Here is an 18,971-nt window from a genome sequence, read left to right as displayed (position 1 = left end):
TGGAGACCCGCATGAACTTCATCACTGACATCAAGACATTCGCGGCATTAGGCAGCGGCGTGATCGGCAGCGGCTGGGTTGCACGCGCCCTTGCCCACGGGCTGGACGTGATCGCCTGGGACCCGGCGCCAGGCGCCGAACAGGCCCTGCGCAAACGTATCGCCAACGCTTGGCCTGCCTTGGAGAAACAGGGCCTTGCGCCGGGCGCGTCACAAGCCCGACTGGCCTTTGTCGACACCGTTGAAGCGTGCGTGCGCGACGCCGATTTCATCCAGGAAAGCGCGCCTGAGCGGTTGGACCTGAAACTCGACCTGCATGCACGGATCAGCGCCGCAGCCAAACCCGATGCGATCATTGCCAGCAGCACGTCGGGCTTGTTGCCCAGCGAGTTCTACGCCTCGGCCTTCCACCCTGAGCGCTGTGTGGTGGGGCATCCTTTCAACCCGGTGTACCTGCTGCCGTTGGTCGAGATCGTCGGCGGCATGCGGACCGCGCCGCAGGCCGTCGAGGCGGCCAGCACCGTCTATACCGCCCTTGGCATGCGCCCGCTGCACGTGCGCAAGGAAGTCCCCGGTTTCATCGCCGACCGTTTGCTCGAAGCGCTGTGGCGCGAGGCGCTGCACCTGGTCAACGACGGAGTCGCCACCACCGGTGAAATCGACGACGCCATCCGCTTTGGCGCGGGCCTGCGCTGGTCGTTCATGGGCACCTTCCTGACCTATACCCTGGCGGGGGGCGATGCCGGCATGCGCCACTTCATGTCGCAATTCGGGCCGGCATTGAAGCTGCCGTGGACCTACCTTCCGGCGCCTGAGCTGACCGACAAGCTGATCGACGATGTGGTGGAAGGTACGTCGCAGCAATTGGGTGATCGCAGCATCGCCGCGCTGGAACGCTACCGGGATGACTCACTGCTGGCGGTGCTGGAAGCGGTAAAGATCAGCAAAGCCAGACACGGCATGCCGTTCAGCGAATGAGGAGAGCACGATGCCTGCACTGATCACCTATCGCACCCCAGTCAAAGCAGACTGGGTCGACTACAACGGGCATCTGCGCGATGCCTTCTATCTGTTGATCTTCAGCTATGCCACCGATGCGCTGATGGAGCAGATCGGGCTGGATGCCGACAGCCGTGGACGGAACGGTCATTCGCTGTTTACCCTGGAGGCGCACATTAACTACCTGCAGGAGGTAAAACTCGATACTGAGGTATGGGTGCAGACCCAAATCATCGGCTTTGATCAAAAACGTCTGCATGTTTATCACAGTCTGCATCGGCACGGTCTTGAAGAAATCTTGGCTGCGAGCGAACAACTGTTACTGCACGTGGACATAGCAGGTCCGAGGTCGACACCTTTTAGTTCACGAACACTGCAAGGCCTGGAGCGGGTGACCGCACAGCAACGAGACGTACACAAGCCTGAGCACGTGGGCAAAACCATCCAGTTACCAAATGGCAACAATGCCCAATGACGCATGAAGGGCTGGCATAGGCCATGCCGCGGCGAGGCGGCAGGCCGTGCCAGAAACGGGCTTTTCCTGCTACAGCGCGTAAACCTGAGTATCCATCAAGCCTTTGCCTGCTAAACGCACACAACCCTAACGGTTGGGCATTAATGCAGCGTTACGCAGGGTGCCATTGAATGGTCATTTGGGTACGATGCTCTTCTGAAACCGGTGGACATTTCCATTCATATAACTACCAGATTGAGTTCTTTTAAGAGTGGGTGGAATACCCCGCGTAGAGTCGAAATTGGCGATATCAAATCTTCCTCTTACCTCTCCTTCGAAGCACAACGTACGGGTGCGGTCTTGGTTAAAAAAACACCATTTATAATTGGTGGTGATCACGTCTTGACTAAAGACCCGTGCAGATCGCGCCAAGCCTCCGCCCTTTACACAACCTGGCAGATCAGCAATGAGATGATTGGCCAAATACGTGCTGAACCCACAAATCGGTTTTTTGAAGTCAGCTGCTGCGAACAGGAGCACCCCGTGACTCCCGTACAGCGCATCAACAACTTGGCCTGCCAGCGCTCCCCCCTTGAATGTACGGACAAATCCTTGAGGCACATTGGTACTATCTATATCGACCACAACGAACTCTCGGGGAGATGACGCCCCTCCGCGATAACAGACATGCCGATCACCGGGTCCATTGTAGAAACATAATTTCTCTCCCCCCTCATACCCCCGTACCTTGAAAGAGCGTACCGCCTGGCCTGAACATTGGCTCGCAACGTTGACTGGGCTGGTGAGTCGAATACTCACTGGGCACGAACTGCCCTGGAGATTGGTTCCACTGTAGAGGGTGAGCTCGACACCCCGGAAGGGATCATAGGTATTCTCAACACGCTCTCGGTTTTCATTAATTGTGCGTGCCACATCGTGGTGTGCCATCGTTCCTATAGGCACGCCCTGATAAGAAAGCCTAGGGTTAGAAAAATAAGGTATGGACCCCCATGTGGTTACCATACGTGTGTGGAATGTCGGATTGTCACGTTTATAACCGTGATGGTAACCCCCCGATGACCCGTTCCACCCATGGCCAGCTCCCAGCACGTGCCCCATCTCGTGAGCGAAGGCGTCAACTGCACCGACGATGAGATACCCGCCGGTAGCGGCTTCACCACCTGTACCCGGATAGGAGGTGTAAAGGGTGACCACATCGGCAGAGAAATAGTCGCGCCAGCGGCTCACCTGATTATTCAGGTCACGCCCCGGTGTTCTGAAATCTTTGAATTGCTCAACCCCGGTCTTGTCGCCCTCTGCGTAGTCTAGCTCTATGAACCCCGCGATGCTGACGGTGACCGGGACCTGTGAGTTAATCATCACCTGGTTGGCATCCTGGACTACCCTGGCTATGGTCGCGCGATAACTCGGATTCTTGGCACGTTGTTCATTGGTTGCGAAAAACAGCACGCGGATCGTGCTGGAGGCAGCGCGCGGGGCCTTGCCAGCAACAGCATATTGCTGGAGGTGCTCCAGATCAGTTGCCTGTTCAAAAGGCCGCTTGGCTTCGTCGACTTTGACCACTACATGCTGCCCGGCCCCAACATAGTGCAAATCATAAGACACGCCCTCAATGTGAATAGCGCCCGCCAGCTGCTCGCCGTCTCGCACTATCGAGATCCAGGTCAATGGGTTGAAATCAATGTCCGTGTCCGCGTTCTTCTCTAACTCAGCCACTGAGTCCCCCACCCAACCCACCATGCCCGGGGCGGGCGGATCGCTGCGCCGCAACCGAAATGTAATGGCCTTCCCTTGCGCCAACCGCACACTTAACGTTTTGGTGGCTTCGTTGATCAATGAAGCATCCACATCCACCCACTGCACCTCCTCTGTGGCGGGATCTTTCAGCACGTCATTCAATAAGCGATACGTCCGCTTGCTCTGTTTGAGGGCCTGCATGTTTTTTGACTTAGCCATGTCAAAAAGCGGCTGAGCGGAAGAGGCGTCCACCTGTCGATCTGGTGCAGGCAGCCCTGAACACGCCGTTAAAAACAACACCATCGAAATAAACCAGGCTCTGCATTTCATCGCTCACGCTCCAAAGGCACTTGAAGCCTAATTACTGCCTGGTTTCTAGTCTCGGTAAACTGGCAAATTTATCAGGCCTGAAGATACGCCTGAACGAACGTCTAGGCCTAGGGTGCGGTTAGTTTTGTATCAGCACGCCTGCGCTGTGCGAGGCAAGAAACAAAAAAACCCCGGAAAGCCGTGAGCGTCCGGGGCCAAGAGCGAGCAACATCCACTGTGCACGAGTGAGGGTGACCAAACCCTCCGCTTCGGTAGATGACTAGAGTGTGCGCAGTTCCTGGGCAGCGGATTTAGCCGGAAACGACCTGTTCATAGCCAAAGCAGCCACCCCGCCCTTTCGAGGTTGCGAGCATGACGGCGGCGTCACAGAATCGGTCGTGATCACTGCAGCACTCTCTATGCGATAAAAGGGACAACAGCCATGATGCATGCCGATTTGATTGATCAAGACGACCTGGCGGGCCACCTGCGAGCACGCGGGTTCGAGATTCCGGCCGGTGCCAGTGCCGAGCAGGCATGTGAGGCCGTGGTACGCGGGCTCACCGAACCAAACGCGCGGGCGCTCAAGGGGATGGTCGAGCAGATGTACGCGGGCAGCGCCACCTTGTTACCGGCCGTGCGGCAGGCGATTGATAAACAGCTGCTGCCAGCCTTGGCGCAATTCAATAACCGCACCTGAGCAAACGCTGCGATGCAGGCGTGATCGTCGGCAAGCCGGCCCCTACAGGGGCCGCGCCATGCCGGCGAGTGGGTTGAGACGCCGCCCCGGACCCTTAGAGCCTCACACTGGCAAACGTCGACTCATTACGCGCCTGACTCAATGCCGCCATGGGACCGCTGTGGGGCGACAGGGTGATGGCTTGTGGAATCGGCATCATCGCCACCTGCTGGGTCGTATTGGAGCCAACACGCTCGTCGCGCGGTGGAATGCCGAAGTACTCGCGGTAACACTTGGAGAAGTGTGGCGTGGACACGAAGCCGCAGACCGACGCCACCTCGATGATCGACATCGGCGTCTGCTTGAGCAGCTGACGTGCGCGTATCAGACGCAGCTTGAGGTAGTAGCGCGAAGGCGAACAGTGCAGGTACTTCTGGAAAAGACGCTCAAGCTGCCGACGCGACACCGATACGTAGACGGCGAGCTCGTCCAGGTCGATCGGCTCCTCGAGGTTGGCTTCCATCAGCGCGACGATTTCCTGCAGTTTCGGCTGGTTGGTGCCCAGCATGTGCTTGAGCGGTACGCGCTGGTGATCCTGCTCGTTACGGATGCGCTCGTAGACGAACATCTCGGAAATGGCCGCCGACAATTCCCGACCATGATCGCGGCTGATCAAGTGCAACATCATGTCCAACGGCGCAGTGCCGCCAGAGCTGGTGAAGCGGTTGCGGTCGAGGGTGAACAGGCGGGTGCTCATGTTGACCCGTGGGTAGGCCTCCTGCATGGCCGCCAGGCACTCCCAGTGCACGCTGCAATCGAAGCCGTCGAGCAGGCCGGCACAGGCCAGTGCCCAGCTGCCGGTGCACACCGCTCCAAGGCGGCGCGATTGGCGAGCCTGGGCTTGCAGCCAGGTCACGTGCTCACGTGTCACGGTACGCTGGATACCCACACCGCCACAGACGATGACCGTGTCCATGGGGGGTGCGCTGTGCATGGCGGCATCGGGGGTGATCTGCAGGCCGTCACTGGCCCAGACCTGGCCGCCATCGACGGTCAGGGTATGCCAGCGGTACAGCTCACGGCCGGACAGCTGGTTGGCCATGCGCAGGGGCTCGACCGCCGACGCCAGGGAAATGAGCGTGAAATTGTCCAGGAGAAGAAACCCGATGGACTGGGGGGTTGTGCGGTTCTGGGTTGGATTCCCGGAGGTGTACGACGTCATCGCGATTTCTCCTCACACAAATGCAGGGTGTGCCTCAGGCGGGCACTGATTTCTTGTTATTGCCCCAGGGTCGTCCACGGGGCTTGGTTGTCTATCACTACGCAAACGCCGTGCCTGAAATTGAACAGCTATCCGAAAAAACCTGAAAACGACCTACTCAGTGATCAAAATCAGGACTTTCCTACAAGTCTGTTACAGCGCTCAAACAGGCGTTCTAGGCGGTATGCGTGTAACCCCTGAGCACTTTGGTGACATACAGTCCCCAAGTTGCCCAGAAACGACACTCTTGAGTGTCACCGACAATGCCTGCACCGATCACGACATCCGACTGACGGTAGGCATCGTCTTGCACGTTTTAAGGTCACGAGGTGGTGCTTTGCACCGTTATGATGAGCGCAGTGCCAACGATTACGCGCCGATGACACTGCAGATCGAAGAAGTGCCTCAGCACTCGATGGCGCTGACGGCAAGGCCGCCGCGCGAGGTTTCCTTGTACTTGTCGTGCATGTCGGCACCTGTATCACGCATGGTGCGGATCACCTGGTCGAGGGAGATGAAATGCTCGCCATCACCGCGCAACGCCATCTGCACGGCGTTGATGGCCTTCACCGCAGCAATCGCATTGCGCTCGATGCAGGGCACCTGCACCAAGCCACCTACCGGGTCGCAGGTCAGGCCCAAATTGTGTTCCAAGGCAATTTCGGCTGCGTTTTCAACCTGGGGCGGGGTAGCACCCAGTACTTGGGCAAGCCCTGCCGCGGCCATGGCACATGCCGAGCCTACCTCACCCTGACAGCCCACTTCGGCACCTGAGATCGAGGCGTTCTTCTTGCACAGGATGCCCACGGCGGCGGCTGCGAGGAAGAAATCGACCACGCTGGACTCGTCCACCTCGTCGCTGAACCGCATGTAGTAGTGCAGCACCGCCGGAATGATGCCGGCCGCGCCGTTGGTAGGCGCAGTGACCATGCGCCCGCCTGCGGCGTTCTCTTCGTTCACGGCCAAGGCGAACAAGTTGACCCACTCCATGGCGCTCATGGTCGAGCCGATCACGTTGGGCTTGCCGATCTCCTGCAGGCTGCGGTGCAGCTTGGCAGCACGGCGGCGCACGTTCAGCCCGCCCGGAAGCGTGCCTTCGTACTTGAGCCCATTGTTGACGCACTCCTGCATGGCATCCCAAAGCGTGTGCAGGCCGGCGCGAATCTCCGCCTCGCTGCGCCAGACCCGTTCATTGGCCATCATCAATTGCGACACGCTCAGGTCGTTTTGCTTGCACAGGCGCAACAGTTCAGCCGCGCTGTTGAAATCGTAAGGCAGCACGGTCTGGTCGGCGTCCAGCACGCCACTGGCGGCCTGGGCGGCATCGACCACGAAGCCACCGCCGACCGAGTAGTAGGTATCGCGGTGAATTTCGCCCTGCTCGCCTTCTGCCACAAGGGTCATGGCGTTCGGGTGGTAAGGCAGGTTCTCCTCGAGCAGCAGCATGTCACGGGCCCAGATGAAGTCGATGGGCAGGCGGTTATCGAGCTTGAGCACCTGGGTTTCACGCAGGTCGGCAATACGCGGGACGATCTGGGTGGGGTCGATGGCGTCTGGCCATTCGCCCATCAGCCCCATGATGGTGGCGTTGTCGGTCCCATGGCCGATACCGGTAGCCGACAGCGAACCATACAGGCGCACCTCGATCCGCTTTACCTGTTCCAGCTCGCCGCGCTCACGCAGCCCTTGGACAAACAGGGCACCGGCACGCATGGGGCCGACGGTGTGCGAGCTGGAAGGCCCGACACCGATCTTGAACAGGTCGAACACGCTGATGGCCATTGTCGAATCACCTCTTGCTGGGCTTGTCTGTGCGCGCAATGCGCAGGGCGGGGCAGCTGCTAGGCTGAACTGCAGGCCGCCTTCAATGCACGCATCATCGGGCTTTTGCCACCCTGCTCGCCGTCTGCAACCGACGTAGTCTTGTCCAGCCGCGCCGCCTGTTTTGCAGGCCCAGCGCGCCGCTTTCCGGCGCCTTGGTGACGCAAAAAAGCGGCAGGATGGGCAGAAGAATCCATAAGCGACATTGCCCATACTGGATGCGACCCGTTGCGTACTGGATACGACTCCACCAGTAGGCGATTGCTCGGCGCTGGAGGATTATCGAAAGCGACTCGTAAAGCACGGCCACGCAACCTGCCCTCTGCAGGCCTGATCGATCGGACCCTCAGAACGTCCGACGAACCACGCGAACCCGAAGACAAAATCACAGGAGTCCACCCATGAAAGGTTCACCCTCGCTGTTGCTGGTCGCGTTGCTGTCCGCACCGGTACTGGCCCAGGCTGCAGAACCCGAGCAGTGCCAGACGGTGCGGTTTTCGGATGTCGGCTGGACCGACATCACGGTAACCACGGCCACCACCAGCGCTGTGCTCGACGCCTTGGGCTACAAGACGCACACCACCATGATCTCGGTGCCGGTGACCTACAAGTCGCTGGCGGCCGGCAAGGACCTGGACGTGTTTCTCGGCAACTGGATGCCGACCATGGAGAACGACATCAAGCAGTACCGCGACGCCGGTACGGTCGAAACCCTGCGCGCCAACCTGGAAAACGCCAAATACACGCTGGCAGTACCGCAAGCCCTGTACGACAAGGGCTTGAAGGATTTCAGCGACATTCCCAAGTTCAAGGATGAGCTAGGCGGCAAGATCTACGGGATCGAGCCGGGCAATGATGGCAACCGCACCATCCAGAGCATGATCGACAAGAACGCCTTCGGCCTGAAGGACGCCGGCTTCAAGATCGTCCAGTCCAGCGAGGCCGGCATGCTGTCCCAGGTGGATCGCTCGCAGAAACGTGGCGAAGCCATCGTGTTCCTGGGGTGGGAGCCGCACCCGATGAACACTCGGTTCAAGATGCAGTACCTGACCGGTGGGGACGAGTTCTTCGGCCCCGATTTCGGCAAGGCGACGGTGTACACCAATACCCGCAAGGGGTATGCGCAGGAATGCAGCAACGTCGGCCAACTGTTGAAGAACCTGTCGTTCGAGCTCAAGGACGAAAGCACCATGATGGGCTATGTCCTGGACGACAAGATGAAGCCCGACGCCGCCGCGCGCAAATGGCTCAAGGACAATCCTGGCAAGCTGGACACCTGGCTGGCAGGCGTGACCACCGTGGATGGCAAACCTGGTCTCGAGGCGGCCAAGGCCAAGCTGACGCAATAACCGAACTACGCAGTAGCGCTACCTCGGGGCAGGACCGTGCCCGCCCCGGGTTGATTTCAATCTACGCAGGTGGAAGCTCGCTATCATGCTTATCGATCAGAAAATACCCCTGGGCCAGTACATGTCCTCGTTCGTCGAGTGGCTGACCCAGCACGGCGCGAATTATTTCGACGCCATCGCCCAAGGCCTGGAGTTCATGATCCATGGGGTCACCAGTACCCTGACCTGGTTCAACCCGCTCGTGCTCATCGCGCTATTCGCTGCCCTGGCGCACCTGATCCAGCGCAAGTGGGCATTGACCGCCTTCGTCGCAGTGTCCTTTCTGCTGATCCTCAACCTGGGCTACTGGCAGGAAACCATGGAAACCCTGGCCCAGGTCAGTTTCGCCACCGTGGTCTGCGTGGCCATCGGCGTGCCGCTGGGTATCGTCGCCGCACACAAGCCGATGTTCTACACCGCCATGCGGCCGGTGCTCGACCTGATGCAGACGGTCCCCACCTTCGTCTACCTGATCCCTACCCTTACCCTGTTCGGCCTGGGCGTGGTGCCTGGGTTGATCTCGACGGTGGTATTCGCCATCGCCGCCCCCATCCGCCTGACCTACCTGGGTATCTGCGATGTGCCCCAGGAACTGATGGACGCCGGCAAGGCTTTTGGCTGCTCGCGCCGTCAACTGCTCACCCGTATCGAACTGCCCCATGCGATGCCGAGCATCGCCGCAGGCGTCACCCAATGCATCATGCTGTCGCTGTCGATGGTGGTGATCGCCGCCCTGGTGGGCGCCGACGGCCTGGGCAAACCCGTGGTCAACGCACTGAACACCGCCGATATTTCCTTGGGCTTCGAAGCGGGCCTGGCAATCGTGCTGCTGGCGATCATGCTCGACCGTATCTGCAAGCAACCGGAGCTGCCGGCCAGGAGTGAAGCATGAGTATCATTCGATTCGAAGACGTCGACGTCATCTTCTCCAACAAGCCACGCGAAGCGCTGTCGCTGCTGGACCAGGGCAAGACCCGCGAAGAGATTCTCAAGCAGACCGGGCTTGTGGTCGGCGTCGAGAAAGCCAACCTGGACATCCAGAAAGGCGAGATCTGCGTGCTCATGGGCCTTTCCGGTTCGGGCAAGTCCAGCCTGCTGCGCTGTATCAACGGGCTGAACACCGTGAGCCGCGGCAAGCTGTTCGTGGAGCACGAAGGCAAGCACATCGATATCGCCCACTGCACCCCGGCTGAACTGAAGATGATGCGCACCAAGCGTATCGCCATGGTGTTCCAGAAGTTCGCCCTGATGCCTTGGCTCACGGTGCGCGAGAACATCAGCTTCGGCCTCGAAATGCAGGGCCGCCCCGAGAAGGAGCGTCGCAAGCTGGTCGACGAAAAGCTCGAACTGGTAGGCCTGGCACAGTGGCGCAACAAGAAGCCCGATGAATTGTCCGGCGGCATGCAACAGCGCGTCGGCCTGGCACGCGCGCTGGCCATGGATGCCGACATCCTGCTGATGGACGAACCGTTCTCGGCCCTGGACCCCTTGATTCGCCAAGGCCTTCAGGACGAATTGCTGACCCTGCAGAGCCAGCTGAACAAGACCATCGTCTTCGTCAGCCACGACCTGGACGAGGCGCTCAAGCTGGGCAGCCGGATCGCGATCATGAAGGACGGCCGGATCATCCAGTACAGCAAGCCCGAGGAAATCGTGCTCAACCCGGCCGATGAATACGTGCGCACCTTCGTGGCCCATACCAATCCGCTGAACGTACTGTGCGGACGCAGCCTGATGCGCTCGCTCGACAACTGCAAGCGCGTCAACGGCTCGGTCTGCCTGGACCCCGGTGGCGATTCGTGGCTGGACTTGGGTGAAGGCAATTCGATCAAGCGTGCACGGCAAGGCCAGAACGGGCTGGAGATGCAGAACTGGGCGCCAGGGCAGTCAGTGGAAGGCCTGAGCCGCAGGCCAACCCTGGTGCATGCCGATATCGGCATGCGTGAGGCACTGCAGATTCGCTACCAGACCGGCAACAAGCTGGTGCTGCAGGAAAACGACAAAGTCGTGGGGATTCTGGGAGACACCGAGCTTTATCACGCCTTGCTGGGCAAGAACCACGGTTGATTGCACGAGGGCCGCATTCGCGGCCCTCTTCTTTGAAGGCGGCGCGCGCTGCGGGCTGGCTTGCCTACATCTTCAGAAACGCTTTACAGGCTGCCAATTCATCAGGTTAGAATCGGTTGGCACGCGACCTGCTAGCAAACACCGAATCCGCGCTATCACGTCTTCCCTCCTCGTTGTCCCGGAGTACCTGCCTTTGGATGCCAGTACCATCAATAGCCTGTTCCTGATCGGCGCATTGCTGGTGGGGGCAAGCATCCTGGTCAGTTCGCTGTCGTCGCGGCTTGGCATCCCGATTCTGGTCATCATCCTGGCCGTCGGCATGATCGCTGGCGTGGACGGGGGTGGCATCATTTTCAACAACTACCCAACCGCCTACCTGGTGGGCAACCTCGCGCTTGCCGTGATCCTGCTCGACGGTGGTTTGCGCACGCGGGTGGCAAGCTTCCGGGTCGCCTTGTGGCCGGCGCTTTCGCTGGCAACGGTCGGGGTCATGATCACCACGGCGCTGACCGGCATGGTGGCGGCCTGGTTGTTCGACCTGAGCCTGATCCAGGGCCTGCTGATTGGCGCCATCGTGGGCTCCACCGATGCCGCAGCGGTCTTCTCACTGCTGGGCGGTAAAGGCCTGAACGAACGGGTCACCGCCACACTGGAAATCGAATCGGGTAGCAACGACCCGATGGCGGTGTTCCTCACCGTGACCCTCATCGACATGATCGCCAGTGGCCAGACCGGGCTGCACTGGAGCCTGCTGGGCCACCTGTTGCGCGAGTTCGGCATCGGCGGGTTGCTGGGGCTGGGCGGCGGCTGGGTGATGCTGCAGTTGGTCAACCGCATCAACTTGGCAGGCGGCCTTTACCCGATTCTGGTCGTGGCCGGTGGGCTGGTGGTCTTCTCGCTGACCAACGCTTTGCACGGCAGTGGTTTCCTTGCGGTCTACCTGTGCGGGCTGGTGCTGGGCAACAAGCCGATCCGCAGCCGGCACGGCATTTTGCACATGCTCGACGGCATGGCATGGCTGGCCCAGATCGGGATGTTCCTGGTGCTGGGCCTGTTGGTGACGCCTCACGACCTGCTGCCTATCGCCCTGCCGGCACTGGGCCTTGCCCTGTGGATGATTCTGATCGCACGCCCGTTGTCGGTCGTTGCCGCACTGCTCCCCTTCAAGGCGTTCCACGACCGCGAGAAAGCCTTCATTTCCTGGGTAGGCCTGCGCGGCGCCGTGCCCATCATCCTGGCGGTATTCCCGCTGATGGCCGGCCTGCCGGACGCCCAGCTGTTCTTCAACCTGGCGTTCTTCATCGTCCTGGTTTCGCTGCTGGTGCAGGGCACCAGCCTGCCCTGGATGGCCAAACTGCTCAAGGTGACGGTGCCGCCAGACCCGGCGCCCATCTCTCGCTCGGCACTGGAAGTGCACATCACCAGCGAATGGGAGATGTTCGTCTACCGCCTGGGCGCCGAAAAGTGGTGCATTGGAGCGGCGCTCAGGGAGCTGAAGATGCCAGAGGGCACGCGCATCGCCGCGCTGTTCCGTGGCGAACAGCTGCTGCACCCTTCGGGCAGTACCGTGCTGGAAGTGGACGACATGCTGTGCGTGATCGGCCATGAGCACAACCTGCCTGCACTGGGCAAACTCTTCAGCCAGGCGCCCCAACGCGGCCTGGACCTGCGCTTCTTCGGCGACTTCGTGCTCGAAGGCGATGCCGAGCTCGGCGCCGTGGCGTCGCTCTACGGCCTCAACGTCGACAGCCAGGATGCCCACATGCCGCTGGCGCAGTTCATCCGACAGAAGGTCGGAGGCGCGCCAGTGGTAGGCGACCAGGTCGAATGGCATGGCACGATCTGGACCGTGGCGACCATGGACGGGAACAAGATTCAGAAAGTGGGCGTCAGATTCCCCGAAGGATCGCGACCAGGACCAGGATTGTTCCTCTAAACTTCGTTTCTGCCTGATCCACAAGTAGTCTGCCTATGTCCTTTCGCCTGCACCTTCGCACAGCCCTGCTCGGGCTGTGCCTTTGCCTTCCCCTGGCGGTCGCCGCCGCTGAAGCCCCCACCACCGCCAGCGTCCAGGAAAGCCTGGACAAGATCGCCGAGCGCAAGCTGCCCGAAGCCGATCAGAAGGCCCTGCAGCAAGTGCTCGAGCAAACCCTCAGCCTGCTGGCCAGCAAAGAAGACAACGAACGCAAGCTGACCGCCCTCAAGCAGCAGCTGGCCAGCGCGCCCAAGGAAACCAGCGACAGCCAGAAAGAACTGGCAAGGCTCAAGCAGAGTTCGGTGCAGTCGGTGGCCCAGCGCTACGCCAGCCTGGGCGTGCCGCAGCTCGAGCAGATGCTCAGTGAACGCACCACCCAGCAAGGCGAGCTGCAAAAGGCGCTGTCCGAAGCCAACAGCCTGATCATCAATTCGCAGACCCGCCCCGAACGGGCCCAGTCCGAGATCAGCAGCAGCCAGGCGCGGGCCCAGCAGATCAACAGCATCCTCAAAAGCGGCAAGGATGCGGGCAAGCCCATCAGCGCCGACCTGCGCAACCAGCTCAACGCCGAACTGGCCTCGCTCAACGCCCTCACCCAATTACGCCGCCAGGAGCTGGCCGGCAACAGCGTGCTGCAGGACCTGGGCAATGCCCGCCATGACCTGCTGATCGAGCGCACGGCACGCCTGGAGCAGGAAATCCAGGACCTGCAGACCCTGATCAACGACAAACGCCTGGCCCAGTCCCAGGAAACCGTCACGCAGCAGTCGATCGAAGCCCAGAAAGCCGGCGGCAGCAGCCTGCTGGCCACCGAAAGCGCGGCCAACCTCAAGCTGTCCGACTACCTGCTCAGAAGCACCGACCGGCTCAACGAACTGACCCAGCAGAACCTGCGGACCAAGCAGCAGCTCGACACCCTGACCCAGGCCGATCAGGCGCTGGACGAGCAGATCAGCGTACTCAAGGGCAGCCTGCTGCTGTCCAAGATCCTGTACAAACAGAAACAGACTCTGCCGCACCTCAAGCTCGACCGTGACCTGGCTGACCAGATCGCCGACACGCGCCTGTACCAGTTCGAAGTCAATCAGCAGCGCGAGCAGATGAGCAGCCCGGTCAGCTACGTGGACAAACTGCTGGCTGCACAACCCCCCGAAACCGTCACCCCCCAATTGCGCAAGGCATTGCTGGAAGTGGCCATCACCCGCAGCGACTTGCTCGAACGCCTGAACCGAGAGCTGTCGGCGCTGCTCAACGAATCCATTACCCTGCAACTGAACCAGAAGCAGCTACTGGGCACTGCCCAAAGCCTGCGCACCACGCTGGACGAGCAGATGTTCTGGATACCCAGCAACAAGCCGTTGGACTGGGACTGGCTGGCCTATGTGCCGCAACGCCTGGCCGACCAGGTGGCGGACCTGCCGTGGAGCTCGGGCCTCAAGGAGCTGGCTGACGGGTTGAGCCAGCGCCCATTGCTGTTCCTGCCGCTGTTGCTGGTGATCGGCGCGTTGCTGTGGCGACGCAAGTACCTGTACCAGCGCCTGGGCAAGGTGCACCAGGACATCGGCCATTTCCGTCGCGACAGCCAGTGGCACACCCCGCAGGCGATCCTGATCAACATCCTGCTGGCGATGCCGGTGAGCCTGGGCCTGGCGCTGTGCAGCTACGCCCTGCAGATCGACGCTCGCGGCCAGAACGCCAACCTTGGCGCGGCACTGTGGCAACTGGCCCAGGCCTGGCTGGTGTTCTATACGGCCTACCGCATCCTCTCGCCTGGCGGGGTGGCCGAGATTCACTTCCGCTGGTACAAGCCCCAAGTGGAGTTCTTGCGCGGCTGGGTTCGGCGGCTGGGCACTGTGGTGCTGGCACTGGTGGGGGTGGTGGCGGTGGCCGAGCACCAGCCCTCGGCGCTGGCCGACGACGTGCTGGGGATTGGCGTTGTGCTGACCTGCTACGCACTGATGGCCTGGTTGCTCAGCCGCCTGTTGCTGAGCAGCCCTGCCCACCGCGACACCTCGCTGTTTCGCAAAGCAGTGGGCGTGGCCTTCACGGCCTTGCCCATCGCCCTGTTCATCGCCGTGTGCTTCGGCTACTACTACACGGCGCTGAAACTCACCGACCGCCTGATCTACACCCTCTACCTGCTGCTGTTCTGGCTGGTGATCGAGGCGGCATTCGTGCGCGGGCTTTCCGTGGCCGCCCGACGCCTGGCCTACCAGCGCGCGCTCAGCAAGCGGGCTGCAGCCAAGGAAGGGCTCGATGGCGAAGTCGTCGTCGAAGAACCGACGCTGGACATCGAACAGGTCAATCAGCAGTCCCTGCGCCTTATCCGCCTGGCCTTGCTCGGCGGCTTCATCGCCGGCCTGTACTGGGTGTGGTCGGACCTGCTCTCGGTATTCGCCTACCTCAACAACTTCGTGCTGTACGAATACACCAGCGGTACGGGCGCTGCGGCGAGCATGGTCCCCATCAGCCTCGGTGACCTGCTCGGCGCACTGGTGATCGTGGGCATTACCTTCGCCCTGGCCGGCAACTTGCCTGGCCTGCTGGAGGTGCTGGTACTGTCGCGGCTTAATCTGGCCCAAGGCAGTGCTTACGCCACCACCACGCTGCTGTCCTACACCATCGTCGGCGTCGGCATCGTCAGTACCCTCTCCACCCTGGGGGTCAGCTGGGACAAGCTGCAGTGGCTGGTCGCCGCGCTGTCGGTAGGCCTGGGTTTCGGCATGCAGGAAATCTTCGCCAACTTCATTTCGGGCATCATGATCCTGTTCGAACGCCCGGTGCGTATCGGCGACACCATCACCATCGGCAACTTGTCGGGCACGGTGAGCAAGATCCGCATCCGCGCCACCACCATCACCGACTTCGACCGCAAGGACATCATCGTCCCCAACAAGACGTTCATCACCGGGCAACTGATCAACTGGTCGCTCACCGATACCGTTACCCGCGTGACCCTGAAACTGGGCATCGACTACGGCTCGGACCTGGACCTGGTACGCGACCTGCTGCTCAAGGGTGCGCATGAGAACCCGCGGGTGCTCAAGGACCCGGAACCTCTGGTGTACTTCCTGCAATTCGGCGAAAGCTCACTGGACCACGAACTGCGCATGCACGTCCGTGACCTGGGTGATCGCAACCCGACGCTGGACGAGATCAATCGCTACATCAACCGGGAGTTCAAGGCGCACGATATCAAGATCTCCGTACGCCAGGTCGAGGTGTTCCTGATGGACCCCAAAGCCGGCAAACAACAGTTGATACCGATGGACTCGCCCAAATCCGATGGCACTCAACCGGTGTGATTGGACTCCATAGGGCAGAGACGCCCGTTCAACCCGCGAGGGCCTGGCCCTCGCTCACGGCCGGTCCGCCCGCACAGGGCCACGCAGCGGCCGCTTGCCACCTCGACTCAGGAGCAGCCCCGTGAAAGCCCTCGACCAGCTCACCTTCGACAACCGCTTCGCCCGCCTGGGGGACGCATTCTCTACCCAGGTACTGCCCGAGCCGATCGCAGACCCTCGCCTGGTGGTCGCCAGTGCATCGGCCATGGCGCTGCTCGACCTCGACCCGGCCCAGGCCGAGCTGCCGTTGTTCGCCGAACTGTTCAGTGGCCACAAGCTCTGGGAAGGCGCCGATCCACGAGCGATGGTGTATTCCGGCCATCAGTTCGGCGGCTACAACCCGCGCCTGGGTGACGGCCGCGGCCTGTTACTGACCGAGGTGGTCAACGATGCCGGTGAACATTGGGACCTGCACCTCAAGGGCGCCGGCCAGACCCCCTACTCGCGCATGGGCGATGGCCGTGCCGTGCTGCGCTCCTCGATTCGTGAGTTTCTGGCGAGCGAAGCCTTGCATGCCCTCGGTATCCCCAGCAGCCGAGCCCTGTGTGTGATCGGCTCCAGCACTCCGGTGTGGCGGGAAACCCAGGAAAGCGCCGCCATGCTCACCCGCCTTGCCCAGAGCCATATCCGCTTTGGCCATTTCGAATACTTCTACTACACTCAGCAGCCCGAGCAGCAGCGCGTGCTGATCGACCATGTACTCGATGAGCATTACCCGCAGTGCAAAGACGCCGAGCAGCCTTACCTGGCCATGTTCCAGACCATCGTCGAGCGCAATGCCGAGCTGATCGCACGCTGGCAAGCGTACGGTTTCTGTCACGGCGTGATGAACACCGACAACATGTCGATTCTGGGGATCACCTTCGACTTCGGCCCGTTCGCTTTCCTTGACGACTTCGATGCCAACTTCATCTGCAACCACTCCGACGACCGCGGCCGCTACAGCTATGCCAACCAGGTACCGATCGCCCATTGGAACCTCAGCGCGCTGGCCCAGGCCTTGACCACGGTGGTCGAGGTCGAAGCGCTCAAGCAGGCACTGGCGCTGTTCCTGCCCCTCTACCAGGCCCATTACCTGGACCTGATGCGTCGCCGGCTCGGCCTGACTACCGCCGAGGATGAAGACATGGCCTTGGTCGAGCGCCTCCTGCAACGCATGCAGAGCGGTGGTGTGGACTACAACCTGTTCTTCCGCCGCCTGGGCGATCAACCGCTGGCCGACGCGCTGCAATCGGTACGTGACGCCTTCATCGACCTGGCGGGTTTCGACGCCTGGGCTGTCGACTATCAAGCGCGCTGCGAACGTGAACCGAACCATGCTGCCGGGCGGCGTGAGCGCATGCACGCCGTGAACCCGCTGTATGTGCTGCGTAACTATCTGGCGCAGAACGCTATCGAAGCGGCCGAGGCAGGCGACTACACTGAGGTCAGGCGTTTGCATGAGGTGCTGAGCCGCCCGTTCGAGGAACAGGCCGGAATGCAGGCCTATGCAGCGCCGCCACCTGCCTGGGGCAAGCACCTGGAAATCAGTTGCTCGTCCTGAAGCCCACAGACGCCAACGGAGATGCAATGACCGATCCGCTAATTGTCCCTTGCCCTCACTGCAACGGCCTGAACCGCATGTCCGCCGACCGCCTGGGCGATGCGCCCAAGTGTGGCCGCTGCAAGCAGCAAGTGGTGCTCCAGGCGCCGTTCGTGCTGACCGAGAGCAGCTATGCAAGCCAGGTCAAAGGCGACCTGCACTTGCTGATCGACGTCTGGGCCGATTGGTGTGGCCCCTGCAAGGCCTTCGCGCCAGTCTTCGAACAAGCGGCCCGCCAACTGACTGGCCGCTGCCGCCTGGCCAAGCTCGACAGCGAAGCCAACCGCTCCCTGGCCGGGCAACTGGGCATTCGCTCGATCCCGAGCCTCATACTGATGCGCAACGGCCGCGAGATCGCGCGCCAGGCAGGGGCACTTCCCCTTCAGCCACTGCTGGAGTGGCTGCGCAGCCAGGGGGTTTGACCTCAGGTACCTGCAAGCAGCGACTCATAGGGGATACGTAGCCCCTCGTGCAGACGTCTGATCAAGCTGCACCTACTCATCCCCACCCAGCAAATCATGCAGCGCCACGAATTGCTGGGTCAGTTTGTGACGGGGGTCGAGGTGGATCAGGGGCAGGCTGGCGTGATGCGACTCCCGCATCTTCACTGAACTGCCCAGGTACACCGGCAGCACCGGCAAGCCTTCGGCCAGTAGCGCGTCCAGCATCTGCTGCGGCAGGCTGGCACGGGGCTGGAACTGGTTCACCACGATGCCCTCGACGACCAGGTGTTCGTTGTGGTCTTCCTTGATGTCCTCGATCTCGGCCAGCAACCCGTACAGGGCCTGACGCGAGAAGCTGTCGCAGTCGAACGGGATCAGCACTCGGTCCGCTGCGATGAGCGCCGAGACGGCATAGAAGTTGAGGGCCGGCGGGGTGTCGATGTAAATCCGCTCGTAATCTTCACTCAAGACGTCGAGCAATTTACGCAGCTTGTTGATCTTGTGCTTGGCTTCGAGCTTGGGTTGCAGGTCGGCCAACTCCGAGGTGGCGGTGACCACATGCAGGTTTTCGAACGGTGTCTGGTGGATATCGACCTTATTCTTCTTCACCCCGGGCCCACTGGACAGGCTCTGCTTGAAGAAATCGGCGATGCCCATGGGAATGTCTTCGCCCACCAGCCCGGTGAGGTACTGGGTCGAGTTGGCCTGTGCATCCAGGTCGATCAGCAAGGTTCGGTAGCCTTCATGGGCGCTTACCGCTGCCAGGTTGCAGGCGATGCTGGATTTGCCCACCCCGCCTTTCTGATTGAACACCACGCGTCGCATGACTGACCTCCGGATAGGGACGAGTTGCCGAGTATGTGGCGACGCCGTGCCCATGGCCAGCGCTGCT

Annotated in this window: 14 protein-coding genes; 10 read left to right on the top strand and 4 right to left on the bottom strand. The window is 61.2% G+C overall.

The genetic code is table 11. The features are described from left to right. The first annotated feature begins 11 nt into the window (after positions 1–11). Complete coding sequence (locus FH041_RS19035; protein WP_027913550.1) at positions 12–977, top strand: L-carnitine dehydrogenase; 966 nt, start codon at positions 12–14, stop codon at positions 975–977. A gap of 10 nt (positions 978–987) precedes the next feature. Continuing rightward, positions 988–1,473, top strand: coding sequence for a thioesterase family protein (locus tag FH041_RS19030; RefSeq protein ID WP_027913549.1), 486 nt, complete (start codon positions 988–990; stop codon positions 1,471–1,473). A gap of 174 nt (positions 1,474–1,647) precedes the next feature. Here the strand turns inward: FH041_RS19030 and FH041_RS19025 are convergent, their stop codons facing one another. Beyond that, positions 1,648–3,540, bottom strand: a complete 1,893-nt coding sequence (locus FH041_RS19025) for a reprolysin-like metallopeptidase (RefSeq protein WP_140174952.1) — start codon at positions 3,538–3,540, stop codon at positions 1,648–1,650. 421 nt (positions 3,541–3,961) lie between these two features. On the opposite strand from FH041_RS19025, the gene FH041_RS19020 reads away from it, so the two are divergent. Next, positions 3,962–4,219, top strand: coding sequence for a hypothetical protein (locus tag FH041_RS19020; RefSeq protein ID WP_027913547.1), 258 nt, complete (start codon positions 3,962–3,964; stop codon positions 4,217–4,219). Positions 4,220–4,313: 94 nt separating this feature from the next. Here the strand turns inward: FH041_RS19020 and FH041_RS19015 are convergent, their stop codons facing one another. Then, complete coding sequence (locus FH041_RS19015; protein WP_023532694.1) at positions 4,314–5,420, bottom strand: GlxA family transcriptional regulator; 1,107 nt, start codon at positions 5,418–5,420, stop codon at positions 4,314–4,316. Positions 5,421–5,864: 444 nt separating this feature from the next. Beyond that, on the bottom strand, positions 5,865–7,241 hold the full coding sequence (locus tag FH041_RS19010; protein WP_104926593.1) for an L-serine ammonia-lyase: 1,377 nt from the start codon (positions 7,239–7,241) through the stop codon (positions 5,865–5,867). A gap of 440 nt (positions 7,242–7,681) precedes the next feature. On the opposite strand from FH041_RS19010, the gene FH041_RS19005 reads away from it, so the two are divergent. The 7 genes from FH041_RS19005 to trxC all read left to right on the top strand — a co-directional run bounded on the left by FH041_RS19005 (position 7,682) and on the right by trxC (position 18,058). Further along, positions 7,682–8,629, top strand: coding sequence for a choline ABC transporter substrate-binding protein (locus FH041_RS19005; RefSeq protein ID WP_023532510.1), 948 nt, complete (start codon positions 7,682–7,684; stop codon positions 8,627–8,629). An 82-nt stretch (positions 8,630–8,711) separates the two neighbouring features. Continuing rightward, positions 8,712–9,560, top strand: a complete 849-nt coding sequence (gene choW, locus FH041_RS19000) for a choline ABC transporter permease subunit (protein WP_173645905.1) — start codon at positions 8,712–8,714, stop codon at positions 9,558–9,560. Next, positions 9,557–10,735 (top strand): choline ABC transporter ATP-binding protein, encoded by a 1,179-nt coding sequence (choV, locus tag FH041_RS18995; protein ID WP_027913544.1) that lies wholly within the window; start codon positions 9,557–9,559, stop codon positions 10,733–10,735. Before choW ends, choV begins: the two co-directional genes overlap by 4 nt. 193 nt (positions 10,736–10,928) lie before the next feature. Continuing rightward, positions 10,929–12,671 carry a potassium/proton antiporter gene (locus tag FH041_RS18990; protein ID WP_023532459.1) on the top strand — a complete coding sequence of 581 codons (1,743 nt, stop codon included), beginning with the start codon at positions 10,929–10,931 and terminating at the stop codon, positions 12,669–12,671. Between the two features lie 35 nt (positions 12,672–12,706). Continuing rightward, the gene (mscK, locus tag FH041_RS18985; RefSeq protein ID WP_104926594.1) at positions 12,707–16,015 is read left to right on the top strand and encodes a mechanosensitive channel MscK; all 3,309 of its coding nucleotides are present in this window, start codon (positions 12,707–12,709) and stop codon (positions 16,013–16,015) included. A gap of 121 nt (positions 16,016–16,136) precedes the next feature. After that, positions 16,137–17,597, top strand: coding sequence for a protein adenylyltransferase SelO (gene selO / locus FH041_RS18980; RefSeq protein ID WP_140174950.1), 1,461 nt, complete (start codon positions 16,137–16,139; stop codon positions 17,595–17,597). A gap of 26 nt (positions 17,598–17,623) precedes the next feature. Further along, complete coding sequence (trxC, locus tag FH041_RS18975; RefSeq protein WP_140174948.1) at positions 17,624–18,058, top strand: thioredoxin TrxC; 435 nt, start codon at positions 17,624–17,626, stop codon at positions 18,056–18,058. A gap of 72 nt (positions 18,059–18,130) precedes the next feature. On the opposite strand, the gene FH041_RS18970 is transcribed toward trxC, so the two are convergent. After that, positions 18,131–18,904: a ParA family protein gene (locus tag FH041_RS18970; protein ID WP_027913540.1), complete on the bottom strand. Its 774-nt coding sequence runs from the start codon at positions 18,902–18,904 to the stop codon at positions 18,131–18,133. Positions 18,905–18,971: the final 67 nt, after the last annotated feature.

It is taken from the genome of Pseudomonas sp. SWI7 (assembly GCF_006351945.1).
GTDB classification, from domain to species: domain Bacteria; phylum Pseudomonadota; class Gammaproteobacteria; order Pseudomonadales; family Pseudomonadaceae; genus Aquipseudomonas; species Aquipseudomonas fulva.
This window is presented reverse-complemented; position numbering and strand designations above follow the sequence as displayed.